Raw genomic sequence first — 15836 nt, 5'->3', positions numbered from 1 at the left:
AAAGGCTATTTTTCTAGTTAGCTTTGGTTTAGAAAGTTGTCAGTACATTACTATAAAGAAATTCTACTAAGGTTACGGTTGGATACTTGATCATGTAGAAACTGCTTATCTCGCCCGAGATAAGCAGTATTTTTAACCACCTTTTGAGGTTTTTGTTGTTTGTTCCGAAGCCCAAAGTTTGGCTTTATATTTTTTGTAAGGTTGTTCCCAGTCAAATAAGCCATAATAAGATTCAATGCTGTTAAAGACAGGTTGATTGAAGAGTTCATAAATAATTACGGCTTGTACTCCAGGATTCTTTTGGCATTTGGCGATTACGGTATTGAGAAAATCACGTTGGCTCTCCTCGGAGATCTTGCCATTTTTGTTTCGTATATTGATTTCCGTAAGCCATATTGGCTTGTCGAATTGTTTGGTTAAAAATTCTGTTATATCATTTATTTGATAAGCGCTGACGGCGGCTGATTCCATATCACTGTACCAATGATAGGCAACTATATCATAGTTGATGCCATATTGTTCGAGCATTTGGAGGTATTTATAATGCATCCAGCTCGCATTGATCATGGTTTTTGCATCTTTATCCACTGCCTTAATTCCTTCATCCATTCCTTTTAGATGAGCGGCTATTATTTTGAACTTTTTTTGATCGTAATGTTCCACTATTTTTCCGGATTTATTAGGAAGTATGCAATCATTGTCCAGTTCGTTGCCAATGTTATAGAAAGTGAAATAATTACCGTTTTCCTGTGCAAAGCCGTAGCCTCTGTCATATCCCTGTCGGTAAGCCACATCTTCAGAGCTGTTGTAATCCAATTTAGCATCCGGTAACATGGGCAAGATCGTTATATTGGAGGCTGTTGCGGCCTCACGTAATGTCTCAAACCGTTGTTTTGGAATGATTTTTCCCTGACTCGTCACGGTGAAATCTACACGATAGATGTTCATCCCGAGAGACTTCAATAGTAACATTTGTTCCGGAGCGGATAGCGTTGCGTACGCCTCCTGATTGAGAGGGTGCCCATTCACGCCAAAAAAGAAATCATTGATTATTGTTGTGTCCGGAGGTGGTGTGGTTGTTGTGTCGGTTGGAGGTACAGGCTCGAGTTCACTGTCCCCTCCTCCGGGAAAAGGATCCTTTACGCAAGCGACGATTGCCAGTAGTAGGGCGACATTTAAAATTTTAAGTAAAACATGTTTCATATACTCGCTTTAATGTTAAAAGAAACATGGAGAAATGGAGGCTTGAACAGTAGGATCGGCTAATAATCTTATTTCCTCCCAGTTTCTCGCTAAGTCTCGGTTGGATAATGTAAAAATATGTATAAAAACGTGTAATAATTGTGCTAAATGTGAAAATGTGAAATTTCGGCCTTCATGATGCCTGGAAGGAGTTTTTTGTGATCTAAATTAATCTCTTTTCTTGCGCAGGGACACGCAGGTCTAGTCGAAAATAAATCGGATAAACAAATTTACTTGTTATCAGCAACGGGGAGTGTAAGGCAAGAAATGAAATGAGAAGTCACTTTTAATTGACTAGTTCATAATCTTTACGAATAAGGTGGTTGACTTTAATAGGCTTTTTCTTCTTTTTTCTTTTGAGCCAAATAATAAAGCCCGTTATAGGAAGACTAGCGCCAATAAGAGAGCAAAAAAAAGCAAGTAATTTGGTCGGAAAACCATAAAGGCTACCGGTGTGAATGGGAAAGATTAAACGGCGTACTTTCATACCTTTCGAGCGCGTATTGTACAGTTCCTTTTTAATGAGTGCGCCCGTATTACGGTCAAAGAACAACTGATCTACCACGTTGGGTATACTTGCATGAGATTGCTCTTTGCTAACCCGTAAGGCTGCGGTTTTTTCAACAGGAAAGTACAACGTAAAATTACTTGCGTAAGGAAGTAAGGATTGTGTTTGGCGATAGATATCTTGAAGTATATTGCCTTGTGATTGTAGTTGCTCATTTCCTTGTACAAATTCTTTTTGCGGACCTTCACCATCAAAAAGAAAAAAAATACCTTCATTGAACCATTTATAACTCCAAGTTAACCCCGTAAACGTAATAAGGAACACAAAAGGAAGCGAATAAAAGCCTGCCACTGCATGTAGATCCCAATTTAAGCGTTTAAATTTTGCATCCCATTTTATCTTAAGACGTTGTCTCAAGTTTTTTTTGTGCTTAGGCCACCATAAGACCAAACCGGTTATTAAAATTACTAAATAGGATAAACAGCAGATCCCTGTAATGGCTTTTCCTGTTTTTCCCATAAGAAGTTGCCTATGTAGCTCTTCTGAGAATGTAAAAAGATGTTGGCTGCCCTTAATATCTTGTTGAAGCTGCCCTGTGTATGGATTAACCGATAAAAGATGACGTGTTAAGCGTTCTCCGTGGGTTTGAAAGAGCACAGCTGCCTGATGGCGAGATTTATCTCGCACAATCAAGGAATTGATTTTTGCCCCCTTCGCGTATTGGGTGGCTAAGCTATATAAGCTGTCAATGGATAATGATGATTGATAATCATTATTCGTTTGCTTCAAATAATATAAAGACGGATAGCATATCGGATCGAGCTCCTCCTCAAAAACAAGTATAGCACCTGTGAGCGCAACGACGCTAAATATAAGACCTACAGCTAATCCAAGCCATAAATGTAACCAGGCAAAGACTTTTTTAATATCTTTCATTAATAGCATCTAGACGGAAGCAATATTGTTTTTATTAAATCTAAATAACAAAGTAAAAACATGGCGAGCATATTCGCAAATTATTTTACGTTATCTGATGGCTATGATCCATATAAATCGGAAGATCGATTTATTCTATGCCAAATTCATAGATGCAGGTACTGTGATATTTTTCGCCGGGATTTAGTACAATGGAAGGCCAACTTGGTTTATTGGGCGTATCCGGAAAGTGTTGTGTTTCTAGACAAATAGCACCATACTTCCGAAAAGGAATATTTTTTTTTCCTTTTTGGGATTGATCTAAGGTATTAGCTGTGTAAACTTGTATCCCGGGCTCATCAGTATAGACGGTTAATTTAATGCCGCTTATGGGTGAATAAACACTTGCAGCGGGATCGTTTAAATTTCCCTTTGTATCTAGGACCCAATTATGATCGAAACCGGATACAAATCTCAATTGTTCCGAGGTGCTGTCGCGTTTTATTGCATCCTTGATCTTAATAGGTGTTGTAAAATCGAAAGGTGTATTTAATACCGGGACTATTTTACCTGTGGGAATAGCCTGGGAATCTACTGGTGTGAAATACCCCGCGTTAACAAAGAGGATGTCGTCAAGTACTATATTTTGGGGATTACCACTTAGATTAAAAAAACTATGATTTGTCAGATTAATGACTGTTTTTTTGTCGCTCTTGGCGGTGTAGTCAATTCTTAGTGCATTGTTTTGTGTGAGGGTGTATTGTATGTTTACTTCTACGTTACCAGGAAAACCTGATTCTCCATCCGGAGAGCGGTAAGAAAGGAATAGTGTGCTGTCGTTTCGCTGGTTACCTTTAAAAACCTGTTGACGCCAACCTTTACTTCCTCCATGAATTGCATGTTGTCCGTTATTCTTGTCGATTCGGATCGTATCACCGTCCAATACAAATGTGCCGTTGGCAATACGATTGGTAACTCGACCCATTGTAGCACCGAATGAATTTGGTTTAGCGAGGTAGTCTTGAATATTGTCAAAACCGAGAACGACGTCCAATGGGCTGTTGTTTTTATCGGGAACCAAGAGAGAAACGATTCGACCACCATAGTTTGTGATACCTACTTCCATGTGAGGATTCTTGAGTGTAAACAAATGAGTGGAATCTCCGTTAACGATCGCTTCAAAATTAGCTTTTTCCAAGCTGGATTTTACTTTTGAATTAGTCGCTTTTTGTACACATGATAAGATCACAATGGCGGTCGCGAAGGCGAATAAAGAAAAATTGTACTTGAGCTTTAACATACTAGGGTTTATAGACGAGGTGAAAAGCTTTTATTTCATTCAAACATACAGAAAATAGATTAATAAATCGGAATTTCTCTATTTGCGTGAAAAAACGAGATAATTTGCACGGATAGAGAAAACTTAATGTGTTTGATTTTGTGAAATGATTTTTTTTAACAAAATTGGAAAAAAAATGTTGTTAAGAAGGAAGGGGAGCTGTTTCAGTTATATGTCTTCCAGATAAGGTGCTTTAGCACCGGACTTATGTATATGAAGGAAATTACTTTTATTAAGAAACGAATTGAAACAAATAATTCAAAAGTATACCTGATTCAACTATTTGCAGTGAATAGTATGGTAACGAGAAAGGATATTGATGATTTTTGTCAATCTCTGGAGAGCGAACCTATCCATAATGCTATGTTTTGCGCAGCTATCTTTTTTGATGATAGACAGTTTGCGGCCTTTCCTTCGCAACCGATGACATATCTGTATAATCCGCACGAGGAGACCGAGACCATGATGCATATTAAGGCTATTTATAGTTATGACGTGATGAACAGGTTGGGTAAATTGCATTACTATGATATAAACTACTTGATTAACCAACCAGAAAATACTGTTTATTCGAACGAATCTTCGGAAGATGATAACACGGATTGCTAACATTGGACTTTAACATAAAACCTAGATTATGTTTTACGTTACTATAGAGGATTGCCAGGAATTTTATGAGGTAAAATTTCAGACGGCAGATGAATGTACGGTGCATTTTACTGTACAAAAGGAGCATGATATTGTTTGTATACATAATGATCAAGGACGTTTGATGAAATGTAAGCAATTAACCCCATCTACAATAGAAGTTCTTTTGCACACAAAAAGTGATTAAAGGATCTTCTTTGATCACGAATCATTTCGATATTTCGAATAGCTATTAGCTTAACATCCTCTGCGTACCTCGCTTATCTTTACTTACACATTCCTGTGTCTAAAAAGTACCCTCTTTTGTGAGAAAAACACCCGTTTTCGAAGCTTTCATATAGTACATTTGCTGTTCATGTACTTTTAAAGGCTTTTTAAATACAAATTTCTGGGAAAGGAAGGCGTCCAACCTACAGAATTTTCCAATTAAATAATTTATACGGGTCCGAAATATGATTGAAATGACTAATAGACATTTATTTATTGATGAAAATACCGCCTTTCACGCATATCAAGACGCTTTGGTTAGGAGTTTACTTTTGGAAATCCACTATCAAAGTTGCGGAATAAAAGGAGTGGTTTACGGTAAATATATTCCTGTTCCTGCGCAGAATCATTGGACATATAGCAATTCAAAGATGGGTACCCTTGACAGTGCGCAAGTTGCCGACTTTTTTGTTGATAATGATTCTAGCATATACTTGAATGATATAGAAGCATACTTGAAAACCTTTAGCCCCACTACCGAGCTTTATAGGCTTAAGGCGATTGTCGATCACCTTTCCGGACAGAAGAATTGGGAACTTATTGTACCTTGGACTTGTTCAGATACCGTTCTCTCCAATGAAACAGAAGATTTAATACGATTGGCCAACAACGATGGTATCATCCTCGCACAAAAGCTGGCCATTCAATTTGGCCTGCAAATAGATGCGCGATCGGGAGTTAATTTATTGGCGGCTATTTGTTTACAGATGATGTCAATCAGGAAGATAACAGTTTTTACACTCTTGTATGGTGTTTGGAGTGAGGCTCAATTATGTGAGCTTATCTATCAAGCGAAAAATGACGCTGTTTACTATAGCGATAAGATTACTTTTTTAGAATATCGGATCATTAATGAAGTGCTTATGTAGAAATTTTACTTTTTTATATATAAATTGTGGATTCCCTTTCCTAAGCACCTATTTGTTTTGATAAACAAATTTTGGACACTTTATGAGCCTTCCTCGCTTCTCAAACTCTTTAGCACGATGATTGTTTTTTCTTTTATTTTAACGAAAATATAAATTTCAATCTATGCCATTAAATTCGAGGCTAACGCGTATTCAAGGACAGAATCGGATAAAAGAAACCCTAGTGCTTGATACGGAGTTCTATATAGTTCTTTGGGTAACGGGTGGTAAAGGAGTCTTGAAAGTAGACTGTAAAGAATATGAGTTAGTGACTAATCGTGTGTTCTATATAGCGCCAGGACAGAGGGCCTCATTTTTGTCACCACCTCAAGCAGGATATCTATTGCATTTTTCAGAGGATTTCCTTATTAATTCAGTAGAAAGCAAAGGGAGGAATACGCTGCTGGAATGGTTGTTAATACCTCAGGTTTTTTTCGATCTTGATGATATACAGTTGTTAGATTTCAAATCTTTTTGGGAAATATTGGAACGGAACTGGATGCAAGAATCATTGGACTTTTTAATTGCCAAATTAATAAATATAATCTGGGTTTATCCGCAAGCAATTCACATACGTAGTAAAGATAACAGATCATTAAAGGAAGACTGGGATTTAATGAGGCAATTGAAAAGAAGTGTTGAATTACATTACAAAGAACATAAAGATTCTCGGTTCTATGCGAAAGAGTTGAATGTGCCGCTCTGGCGCTTAAATAAAATTGCTAAGCAGGTGTTAGGTTCGTCTGTACACGATGTTGTGTCAGCAAGAACCTTGTTGGAAGCTAAGCGACTCCTTGGAACTACACGGCGCTCAATAAAGGAGATCAACTTTGAATTAGGGTTTAAAGACCCTTCTTACTTTAACAAAGTGTTCAAAAGACTTGCAGGGGTTTCGCCCAGTGCTTATCGTAGTAATCGGTAAGCATTTGGTATTACAATAAACTAAATAGAGGAGGAGGCCTGTTCAAAATTATTCCACAATTGTGCATCTGGAATAGGCGCTTCCAAATGAATCACTTGCTGGTTTATGGGGTGCAAGAACTGCAACTTCTTTGCATGTAATGCGATCGCTCTTCTTGGCTTCTCTCTCGGAAAACCATATTTATAGTCTCCTACGATAGGGCAGCCGATTGCCGCCAGCTGTGCCCTGATTTGATGGGTTCTGCCGGTAAAGGGGTATACCTCTACTAAAACAAAATCATCCATCCTTTTCAAGACGCGATACGCTAATTCTGCTTTTACACTATCGGGTTGTGCTTCTTCGTGAGTGAAGGTGATGTTTTGCTCTTTATCGCGTGTTAACCAATGAACTAATTTGTTGGAAGGAACCGCTGGAGGGGTCGTTACAATTGCCCAATAGGTCTTTTTGACTTGTCTCGTTTTAAAAAGTAGGATCATAGCCTCTAGCGCCTCCATAGTTTTGGCAAAGAGTAGTAATCCACTCACACGTCTGTCAAGTCGATGCACCGCTCGTACTTGTATATCCTTATGGTGTTTCTTGCTTAAAGAGTCACTGAGAATTTCCTCGAGGGCTCTTTTTTCTTTGACAGAGGCTTCCACTAAATAACCGGGAGGTTTATTAATGGCAATTAGATGCTCGTCTTCATAAAGAATATGTTGATCTATTCTAGGCATAAACAGCATTCATAGCATATCAATACAAAGATAGTAAAAAGATCTCTTTGCATAAAGAGAATGATTGTAACAGTAAAGAAAAAAAATTAACCCTTAATTGCTTGATAAACTAGTTATTAGTATATTCATCAGATAATTATGAAAGCCATGTTACGAATCTTTTTATGTATGTTTCTATTTCATTCCTTGTGTGTTATTTGTACAGCCCAAAATCGATATCCCGAACATAGTGCCTTCTCCTCCTCCGTCGGTTTGCAAGTAGGGACTGCGGGTGTTGGTGCTGAATTTAATTATCCAATTCGTTCTGATTTAAATGTTCGATTACATGCGAGTTATTTACCTGAAGTGCGCAAACATTATCACGGCTTAATATATCAGCCAAAGCGTGCATTGACGGGACTAAATATAGACTGGCAACCGCTTTTCGGTGGAGACGGCTGGTTGGCTCGCAAATGGTTTGTTAGCCTTGGTTTTTATTATTTTATGAAACATAGTATGGGTACTTTTAGAGAATCTAGGGTGATTGGTAGACCAAGGGAAAAATATTACGAAGCTGATCTTAGCAAGATAAGACCTTATGTGGGTATGGGTATTGCACGACTGGCGCTTTCAAAACATCTTTTTCTTAATCTGAATGGCGGTTTTTTTATTCCGACGGCTAGGACCCGGATTGAGATGGCTAATGAAGAACAATATGACCCGGGTTCTATTGCTCAGGTCAAAAAAATGGAGCAGGATAGATATAATCGCGTTTGGGCACATTTGGCGACCTCATTAAACATACAGGTTGGTTTATTTTATAACCTTGCTTATCGATTTAATACATATGGTTGGCAACCGAAAGAATGGAAGAGTAAGCGGAAAAAAGATCGTCATTCCGGGAATAAGCAATTCCGTTAGTTTATACAATGTCACATGAATTTAGAAAAAGGTCATTCGACAAGAATTTTATCAATTGATATAATGCGTGGGTTTACGCTTTTGCTCATGTTGTTTGTGAATGATTTGTATGAACCGGGTGTGCCCTTCTGGTTACTTCATGCGCCAGCCAACGTGGATAGTATGGGTTTGGCTGACTGGGTTTTTCCCGGGTTCTTATTTATGGTTGGTGTATCTGTACCCTACGCTATTCGTTCGAGACTTCATAATGGTGAATCGGAATTACGCTTAATGGGGCATATTATAATCCGTACGATAAGCCTGCTTCTGATAGGTGTATATATGGTAAATATTGAGCGTTTAAATGAGGCGCTTACAGGAATGAACAAATATTGCTGGGCCATTTTACTTTATCTGAGTATTTTTTTGATTTGGAACAATTATCCACGTCGTACAGGAAGGCCGCGGTTTTTTTTATGTTTGAAAGGACTGGGATTGATAACTATGATTGTACTTGCTGCCGTTTTTAAGGCGGGTGAACCAGGGAAGGTGTTATGGTTGGCAACTAGCTGGTGGGGTATTTTAGGTCTGATAGGGTGGGGTTATTTCGTTGCCACTTTAGCCTATTTGCTCTTCGGCGAAAGAAAAATTCCACTTCTTTTTATATGGGGTTTCTTTATAGGGTTGAACATATTATCCCAATTGGGTATATTGACATGGTCTGGGTTATTTGGCTCGGTCTTCAATGTCGTCTTGGAAGGAAGCATCCCTTCTATTGTATTGGCTGGTTTGGTAGTAGGGGTTCTGATAAGAAGTGAAAAAAAGCCAAGTAAAAAAATCTGCTTTTTATTGGTTTGATGGGTGTGGTCAGCCTTGTGTTGGGGATCATTCTTCGTCACTGGTTTATTTTGTCAAAGATTGATGGGACACCAAGTTGGGTCTGCGTTTGTAATGGTATAAGCCTTTTAGTTTATGCGTGTTTATATTTCTTAATTGACATTAGAAGGACCGTATATTGGGGTAGCCTGTTTCAATTTGCCGGCAGAAACTCGTTAACGATTTATTTGGCCCCGGATATAATTTATTTTAGCTGCTGGGGTTTAGGAATTCCTTTTTTTTATAAGCAGTCGTCTAATGAATTATTGGCAGTAGGTGGATCTGTCGCATGGGCTTTTGCGATGATCGGGTTGGTCTGGGGCTTAACTCGTATGCATGTCCGCTTAAAATTATAATCGATGTTTCAACCTAATAGCGGGGAGCTGATTTTGCAGCTCCCTATATGTAAGGTTGGTTAATGTCAATCATTTAATTGATCCCTACTGTTACGGGTTTTTTGTAATAAATCTCGCCATTGTCGCTTAATAAGTTAAGCGCGCTCACTAGATTGTCTACCTCGTCCGCTCTTACTTCACGAAGTACCACCGTTACTTCTCCCCTGTATCGCATATAAATATAAAATAGTGTCAGCATCACATTTTGTTAGGTAAACAAATGTAGCTGTTTGAAATTGTTTGTCAATCAACACTTTTGGGACATTATTTCTCAAAAAAGCGAGCTGTTTTTCTATTGCGTGGAATTGACTTTATGTGAGATGTTAAGCAGGGATCTGGTTCTGTTAAAGGGAGCTTCTCAAGATTAATTTTGTTGGATTGCGGTATCGAATTATTTTCTTTTCTTCGATGGTTTCTGCCACCTTTTTTGCCATCACTTCAAAGTCAGACGAAATCACCGTAATACCGCCCTCTAAAATTTCTTTGACATCCGTGTCGTTATAAGAGATTAAGCCGATATCCTTTCCCAGGTGGTAGTTCTTTTTGCGAGCCAGTTTAATAAGCGCTACATCGTCGGTGTCATATCGGCTAAAGGTAATGTATACATTGCCTTTATGGAAATTGGCTGATGAAATCTCATGTTGAATAATGTAAGGATATTGATGTTCCTGACAAAATTGCAAGAACCCTTCAATCACTAAACGAGCATGAAAAGCTTCAGTGGGCACAATAAGTATCAATTGCTTGTATTTTGTTAATGGCGCTGCAACTTGTGATAAAGTGTCATAAATATCTGATTTGAAATCCTGATAAATGGATGAATAATTGCCCTGAAGGTTTGCTTGGTCAAAGTCTATCAGTATTCTTTTAGGTGCAGGTATTTGGTTTAGTACAGTGGATACATCTTCTTTAAGGTAAGCTGCGATTACGAAATGGGTGTAACTATGTAGGTTTTCCATAATTAATTTCTCAAAAACTTTTGGGTTATGATGATGAAAATAAACATCAATATCCGCTTTGTCCTTAATGGCTTCGAATAATGTATGATATAACTTATCGCGCATGAGGTTCATTTTGTCGAGCAAAAGAAAGATACGGAAACTATGATCGACCGACTTTTTACGCACATAATACCCCTTTCTGTAAACGGATTCGATGATTCCTTTTTCCAACAGATAGTTTAGCCCCTTTAAAACAGTTTCCTTGCTTATTCTAAACTGTTGCTCAAATTGTTTGAGCGAAGGCAGGCGATCGTTTAACTGCAGCTCGCCTTTTTCTATCAATTGTAATATATAATCCACAAGCTGTAGGTATTTCATGCGTTGTGCAGAAGCTTCTTTGTTCTCCTCAGGATTTTTCGTTTCAATAGACATAGTATGTTGTTTTCTTACCAAAGCAGACCAGTTTATGTAGGGATTTTTTGTCCGTAAATAGATGGCAATAAGCGAAATTATAAAAAAATGTTTGGAAATTGAAATGTATTTCCTATTATTGTCTCGTGATTTGTTTACCAGACCAGACCATACCAATTAAAACTAATTAATGTAACCATGTATAAGCTTTTTTTAACCTTTCTCTGCGTCCTGATCGGGGTGGGAACCGTTTCGGCGCAAAAAAAACGAACAATTTCGGGCCTCGTGCGTGATGAAGTAACTGGACAAACACTACCAGGTGTTACTGTATCAGTAGTTGGCAAGCAGCGAACGAAAACAGACGCAGCCGGGAAGTATGTGCTCGAACTAGATCCATCCGACAAATCAGTGCAATTTTCTTTAGTGGGCTATGAGACACATACCCATGCACTTGAAGAGAATCAAAAGATACTTGAAGTCGCTTTGAATGAAAAAAAGGAGGCATTAGATGAGGTTGTTGTAGTGGGGTATGGAACGCAGCGAAGAATTGAAACTACCGGCTCTATTGCATCTGTAAAAGCGGATGAGTTGACACAAATGCCAGTTGTGAACGTAGCACAGGGGCTCCAATCTCGGGTTTCGGGAGTTCAGATCAATCAAAACTCCGGTTCACCAGGTGGAAATGTGAGTGTGCGGATACGTGGAACGAATTCTATTAATGGAAACTCCGAACCACTTTATATCGTAGACGGAATTCAGATTTCAAACAGTGGAGGCATTAACGATGTTAGTCCGCTTTCGACAATTAATCCAAACGATATTGAATCGGTGGAAGTACTAAAAGATGCTTCTGCTTCTGCTATATATGGTGCAAGGGCCGCAAATGGTGTAGTGCTGATTACTACAAAAAGAGGTAAGGAAGGCGCTACCCGTGTTGCGCTGGAAAGTTACTATGGGATACAGAAGGTGGGTAAAAAGCTCGATTTACTAAATGCAGCTGAATTTGCGACCTTGGAGAATGAAGTCTTTAAAGATAATTACTATGCTGATCCTGCATCTCTCGGAGAAGGGGTCGATTGGCAGGATCTAATCTTTCAAAGTGCACCCATTAATAACCAACAACTGGCTATAAATGGAGGAAATGAAAAGACGCAGTTATCATTATCCTTAAATTATTTTAAGCAAGATGGGATTATTGTAAATTCTGATTTCACACGTTATTCTTATCGTCTAAACGTTGATCATAAGATTAACGATCGTCTTAAAATAGGAACGAGCATTTTAGGCAGTTATTCTACAAATAACGGCGTTAATGCCGGCGCTGAAACACTAGACGGTGGTGGGGTGGTAACCGGAAGTGTTTTGGGAGCCGCGGTTGGTGCTCCACCGACTTTACAGCCCTATAAGACAGATGGTTCTGTTTTTCCCTTCGGTGAACAAGGGAATGGTCGATATCGAGAGGTGGTAAACCCGCTTAACTTTACGGAGATATTACAGCGAAATAACATTAAAAGGACCTTAATCAATTTATTTGGCGAATATACTATTTTGCCAGGGCTGGTTTATCGGGCCTCATTTAATTCGGATATTGAGAACCGTTTGTATGACAATTATTCTCCCCTATCCATTCTGAATGCGGCAGATGTTAATGAGAATTCCGGTTCGGCATCAAAGGAGAATCGTGACTATCTAAATTTGCTCCATGAAAGTTTATTGACCTATACGACCAAAATTGGAGACGATCATTCATTGAAATTTACCGGTTTATTTGCCACGCAGATGGAAAATTATAAAATGAACAGGATCAGTGCAACGGGATTTCCGAATGATGCGACTGCAAATGAAGCCTTGCAGTTAGCCTTAAACCGGACGGTTTCAAGCGAAAAAACTTCTCAACGATTGGATTCTTACATGGGGCGGATTAATTATGGGTTTAGAGACAAGTATTTTTTGGATGTAACGGCAAGGATAGATGGGTCGAGTAAGTTTGGAGCAAATAATAAATATGGTTTTTTCCCAGCAGTCTCTGGTGCCTGGAGAATTATTGAAGAGCCCTTTTTAAAGGACATAAAAACAATATCTGACTTAAAACTCCGAGCCAGCTATGGAGTCAGCGGCAACGCCGGTGGTATTATTCCTTATCAGTCGCTCGCAACGGTGGCCTCTAATGGCGGCTATAATATCAATCATACATGGCTGACAGCTATTGGACCGACGGGTATCGCGAATCCGGATTTGCGCTGGGAAAAATCCAAGCAATTGGATATCGGATTGGATGTAAGCCTATTCAGTAATAGATTATCGTTTGTAGCCGATTATTATCATAAACGTACCGATGATTTGCTATATGTGCAAGCACTTCCTCTTTCTTCCGGATACTCGACGATGATAGGAAACTTTGCGTCTTTGGAGAATAAAGGGGTAGAAATAGCGGCGAATGCGATAATTTTTGAAGGTGATTTTAAATGGTCAGTGGCGGCCAATATGACAATAAACAGAAATAAGGTACTGGATTTAGATGGGGGTGTTACGAATGAAAGGTTTATTACGAATTACACACTCCTTAAAGTGGGAGAACCTTTGGGTGTTTTTAAAACCTATGTGTTTGATGGGATCAACCAAAGTGTAGACGAAATTGTTCCGGGTTATGACGGTCGAGTGGGTGGACATAAAGTGAAGGATATTAACAATGATGGGATTATCAATGCGAACGACCAGATCATTACCGGAAACCCTAATCCTAAATTTATTTATGGATTCTCAACAAATCTGAGTTACAAGAAATTTGATCTGAGTATGTTTTTGTCGGGAACGCAAGGAAACGATATCTATAATATCAGTAGGTTGTCATTTGAGAACCCCATCGGGCAACGGAATTTATTTAAAGGCGTAGTGAATCGTTGGACGCCGGAGAATCACAATAATCAATATTCCAGTCCATTTATAGGAGGGAGATTGCCTATAAGCGATTACGCTATGGAAGATGGTTCTTATTTACGGTTACGAAATGTAACCTTGGGATATCGCTTATCGGGATTAAAGGGCGTGTTGAGTGATGTTAGGGTATATGTAAGCGGCAATAATCTTTTTACAATTACTAATTATTCGGGCTATGATCCGGAGGTTAACACTTTTGCGGGTTCGAATAAGGAAATTGGTGTTGATAATTTGGTTTATCCGCAAGCACGTTCGTTTATTGCGGGTGTGCAGGTGAATTTTTAAGCAGAATGGGCTTATGTTATGGTTATTTGAAAAATTAAATAGATGAAACCGAGATGTAAATAATATTGACAATTATTATTTACTCGAGCTCTCATCAGCAATAAAAAAGAAAATAATAAGATGAAAACTTTTGAATATAAAAATATTGCGAAGTTGTTTTCGGCGCTGGTTTTATGTGCCGCTTATACTTCATGTTCCATGGATGAGGATGTCTATTCTTCCATTATAACGGAAACGTTTTATAAAACAGCGGCAGACGCTGAGAAAGGTCTTTTAGCTGTGTACGGTGCGATGGGGCCTTTATATGGAGGTCCTGCTGCGACCTTGGTACCTGATCTGAGCAGTGATCAGGTTTTTCCACGTGCTGTGGTTGGGCGAAATTCATTGACACTTTTCACGCTCGATCCAACGTATACAATCCAGCGAAGTCAGGGTAGATTAAATGAATCGCCACAGCAAATCTGGACGTCTTGCTATAGCGGTATTGAACAAGCAAATTGGGTGCTTACGAAAGTGCCGGAAGTTACTATGGATGAAGCTAGGAAACAACAAATTTTAGGTGAAGCTTACTTTTTGCGGGCTTTTTATCTTTGGATGCTCACAAAAAATTTCGGCGAAATTCCAGTAAAAATTAGCCCCAGTGTAACGGAGGCAGATGCTTATACACCTAAAAGCGCAGTACCCGATGTGTACAGTCAGATATATAGTGATTTGGATAATGCTTATGCCGCTAATTTACCTTCTTACCCTTCTATAGAGGCTGGAAGGCCTTCACGGGAAGCCGTTCATGCTCTTTATGCTAAAGTAGCCCTATATAATGAAGACTGGTCGACCGCACTGGAAAAAGCACAATCGGTAATAAGTTCAGGAACCTATTCACTAATACCGGATGTAGTGGATTTATACGCTTACACAAAGGAAGATGAGGCGCGAAAAGAAATGATCTGGTCTTACGAATGTGATCCTATTTCACCGGGAAATGGACATCAATTAGTTGGACTTTGCGGTCCTTCAGGGAGCGCAGGGGTGGAATATGCTCGCACATCCTTTGGTTCTATGTTTGCGTATATGTCGTTTTTTGAGTCATTTGACTCTACAGATAAAAGGAGACAGTTATTAGATACGACCTACTTGAATAGAGATGGAGAATGGGTTCCACAAAAAAATATTTCTCCCTTTACACCACAAGCGGTTTTAATTAAAAAGTATCAGGATCCAGTATCTACGACCGGTACAATTCGGAATATCCCCATTTTACGTTTAGCTGATGTGTATTTGATTGCAGCGGAAGCGGAGGCGAGGCTAAATGGGCCGACGTCACTGGCTTATTCCTACCTAAATACTGTTCGTACACGTGCCGGTCTAAAGGAGTTGGCAACTGGTTTAGGAAATGAAGACTTTATTGATGCGGTAATACAAGAGAGAGCATGGGAGTTTTTTGCCGAAGGGGATCGTTGGTATGATTTGACGCGAACAGGTAAATTTATGACGGTTATCCCAACGGCAACGAACGACGTATATCCACAACGAAACATACAGGCAAAATATCGGTATTTTCCAATTCCACAGGATGAAATAAATGCCAATAGAGAATTAGTACAAAACCCTGACTGGAATTAAGGTATGTTGACATGGAGAAAAAAGAAGTTT

General features: G+C 39.0%; 13 protein-coding genes. 7 read left to right on the top strand and 6 right to left on the bottom strand.

The window, feature by feature from the left end; genetic code table 11:
* Positions 1–132 precede the first annotated feature (132 nt).
* From RYH73_RS17675 to RYH73_RS17665, 3 genes are all read right to left on the bottom strand, one after another.
* The gene (locus RYH73_RS17675; protein WP_335314781.1) at positions 133–1203 is read right to left on the bottom strand and encodes a glycosyl hydrolase; all 1071 of its coding nucleotides are present in this window, start codon (positions 1201–1203) and stop codon (positions 133–135) included.
* Between the two features lie 325 nt (positions 1204–1528).
* The gene (locus RYH73_RS17670; protein WP_335314780.1) at positions 1529–2686 is read right to left on the bottom strand and encodes a PepSY-associated TM helix domain-containing protein; all 1158 of its coding nucleotides are present in this window, start codon (positions 2684–2686) and stop codon (positions 1529–1531) included.
* A 130-nt stretch (positions 2687–2816) separates the two neighbouring features.
* Positions 2817–3965 (bottom strand): aldose epimerase family protein, encoded by a 1149-nt coding sequence (locus RYH73_RS17665; RefSeq protein WP_335314779.1) that lies wholly within the window; start codon positions 3963–3965, stop codon positions 2817–2819.
* A gap of 252 nt (positions 3966–4217) precedes the next feature.
* Here RYH73_RS17665 and RYH73_RS17660 point away from each other — a divergent pair, with 252 nt between their 5' ends.
* The 3 genes from RYH73_RS17660 to RYH73_RS17650 all read left to right on the top strand — a co-directional run bounded on the left by RYH73_RS17660 (position 4218) and on the right by RYH73_RS17650 (position 6749).
* The gene (locus RYH73_RS17660) at positions 4218–4613 is read left to right on the top strand and encodes a hypothetical protein (protein ID WP_335314778.1); all 396 of its coding nucleotides are present in this window, start codon (positions 4218–4220) and stop codon (positions 4611–4613) included.
* 500 nt (positions 4614–5113) lie between these two features.
* Entirely contained in the window at positions 5114–5788 is a 675-nt protein-coding gene (locus RYH73_RS17655; protein ID WP_335314777.1) for a hypothetical protein, read from the top strand.
* Between the two features lie 163 nt (positions 5789–5951).
* Positions 5952–6749 (top strand): AraC family transcriptional regulator, encoded by a 798-nt coding sequence (locus RYH73_RS17650; RefSeq protein WP_335314776.1) that lies wholly within the window; start codon positions 5952–5954, stop codon positions 6747–6749.
* A 20-nt stretch (positions 6750–6769) separates the two neighbouring features.
* On the opposite strand, the gene RYH73_RS17645 is transcribed toward RYH73_RS17650, so the two are convergent.
* Positions 6770–7462 carry an RluA family pseudouridine synthase gene (locus tag RYH73_RS17645; RefSeq protein WP_335314775.1) on the bottom strand — a complete coding sequence of 231 codons (693 nt, stop codon included), beginning with the start codon at positions 7460–7462 and terminating at the stop codon, positions 6770–6772.
* Between the two features lie 168 nt (positions 7463–7630).
* On the opposite strand from RYH73_RS17645, the gene RYH73_RS17640 reads away from it, so the two are divergent.
* Both RYH73_RS17640 and RYH73_RS17635 read left to right on the top strand, forming a co-directional pair.
* Complete coding sequence (locus tag RYH73_RS17640) at positions 7631–8362, top strand: hypothetical protein (protein WP_335314774.1); 732 nt, start codon at positions 7631–7633, stop codon at positions 8360–8362.
* Positions 8363–8377: 15 nt separating this feature from the next.
* Positions 8378–9199 (top strand): DUF5009 domain-containing protein, encoded by an 822-nt coding sequence (locus RYH73_RS17635; protein WP_335314773.1) that lies wholly within the window; start codon positions 8378–8380, stop codon positions 9197–9199.
* A gap of 447 nt (positions 9200–9646) precedes the next feature.
* Here the strand turns inward: RYH73_RS17635 and RYH73_RS17630 are convergent, their stop codons facing one another.
* Both RYH73_RS17630 and RYH73_RS17625 read right to left on the bottom strand, forming a co-directional pair.
* Positions 9647–9811, bottom strand: a complete 165-nt coding sequence (locus tag RYH73_RS17630; RefSeq protein WP_335314772.1) for a hypothetical protein — start codon at positions 9809–9811, stop codon at positions 9647–9649.
* Positions 9812–9956: 145 nt separating this feature from the next.
* The gene (locus RYH73_RS17625; RefSeq protein ID WP_335314771.1) at positions 9957–10985 is read right to left on the bottom strand and encodes a GntR family transcriptional regulator; all 1029 of its coding nucleotides are present in this window, start codon (positions 10983–10985) and stop codon (positions 9957–9959) included.
* Positions 10986–11162: 177 nt separating this feature from the next.
* On the opposite strand from RYH73_RS17625, the gene RYH73_RS17620 reads away from it, so the two are divergent.
* Together RYH73_RS17620 and RYH73_RS17615 are read left to right on the top strand one after the other, a co-directional pair.
* Entirely contained in the window at positions 11163–14186 is a 3024-nt protein-coding gene (locus RYH73_RS17620) for a SusC/RagA family TonB-linked outer membrane protein (protein ID WP_335314770.1), read from the top strand.
* 120 nt (positions 14187–14306) lie between these two features.
* The gene (locus RYH73_RS17615; protein WP_335314769.1) at positions 14307–15806 is read left to right on the top strand and encodes a RagB/SusD family nutrient uptake outer membrane protein; all 1500 of its coding nucleotides are present in this window, start codon (positions 14307–14309) and stop codon (positions 15804–15806) included.
* Positions 15807–15836: the final 30 nt, after the last annotated feature.

It is taken from the genome of Olivibacter sp. CPCC 100613 (assembly GCF_036959255.1).
Classification (GTDB): domain Bacteria; phylum Bacteroidota; class Bacteroidia; order Sphingobacteriales; family Sphingobacteriaceae; genus Olivibacter.
Note: the sequence above shows the minus strand (reverse complement) of the source record. Positions and strands in the feature narration are given on the sequence as shown.

Excerpts from the sequence above, each read along its gene's own strand:
- RYH73_RS17675 (WP_335314781.1), bottom strand. The coding sequence starts at position 1,203 with ATGAAACATGTTTTACTTAAAATTTTAAATGTCGCCCTACTACTGGCA.
- RYH73_RS17670 (WP_335314780.1), bottom strand. The coding sequence starts at position 2,686 with ATGAAAGATATTAAAAAAGTCTTTGCCTGGTTACATTTATGGCTTGGA.
- RYH73_RS17665 (WP_335314779.1), bottom strand. The coding sequence starts at position 3,965 with ATGTTAAAGCTCAAGTACAATTTTTCTTTATTCGCCTTCGCGACCGCC.
- RYH73_RS17660 (WP_335314778.1), top strand. The coding sequence starts at position 4,218 with ATGAAGGAAATTACTTTTATTAAGAAACGAATTGAAACAAATAATTCA.
- RYH73_RS17655 (WP_335314777.1), top strand. The coding sequence starts at position 5,114 with ATGACTAATAGACATTTATTTATTGATGAAAATACCGCCTTTCACGCA.
- RYH73_RS17650 (WP_335314776.1), top strand. The coding sequence starts at position 5,952 with ATGCCATTAAATTCGAGGCTAACGCGTATTCAAGGACAGAATCGGATA.
- RYH73_RS17645 (WP_335314775.1), bottom strand. The coding sequence starts at position 7,462 with ATGCCTAGAATAGATCAACATATTCTTTATGAAGACGAGCATCTAATT.
- RYH73_RS17640 (WP_335314774.1), top strand. The coding sequence starts at position 7,631 with ATGTTTCTATTTCATTCCTTGTGTGTTATTTGTACAGCCCAAAATCGA.
- RYH73_RS17635 (WP_335314773.1), top strand. The coding sequence starts at position 8,378 with ATGAATTTAGAAAAAGGTCATTCGACAAGAATTTTATCAATTGATATA.
- RYH73_RS17630 (WP_335314772.1), bottom strand. The coding sequence starts at position 9,811 with ATGCTGACACTATTTTATATTTATATGCGATACAGGGGAGAAGTAACG.
- RYH73_RS17625 (WP_335314771.1), bottom strand. The coding sequence starts at position 10,985 with ATGTCTATTGAAACGAAAAATCCTGAGGAGAACAAAGAAGCTTCTGCA.
- RYH73_RS17620 (WP_335314770.1), top strand. The coding sequence starts at position 11,163 with ATGTATAAGCTTTTTTTAACCTTTCTCTGCGTCCTGATCGGGGTGGGA.
- RYH73_RS17615 (WP_335314769.1), top strand. The coding sequence starts at position 14,307 with ATGAAAACTTTTGAATATAAAAATATTGCGAAGTTGTTTTCGGCGCTG.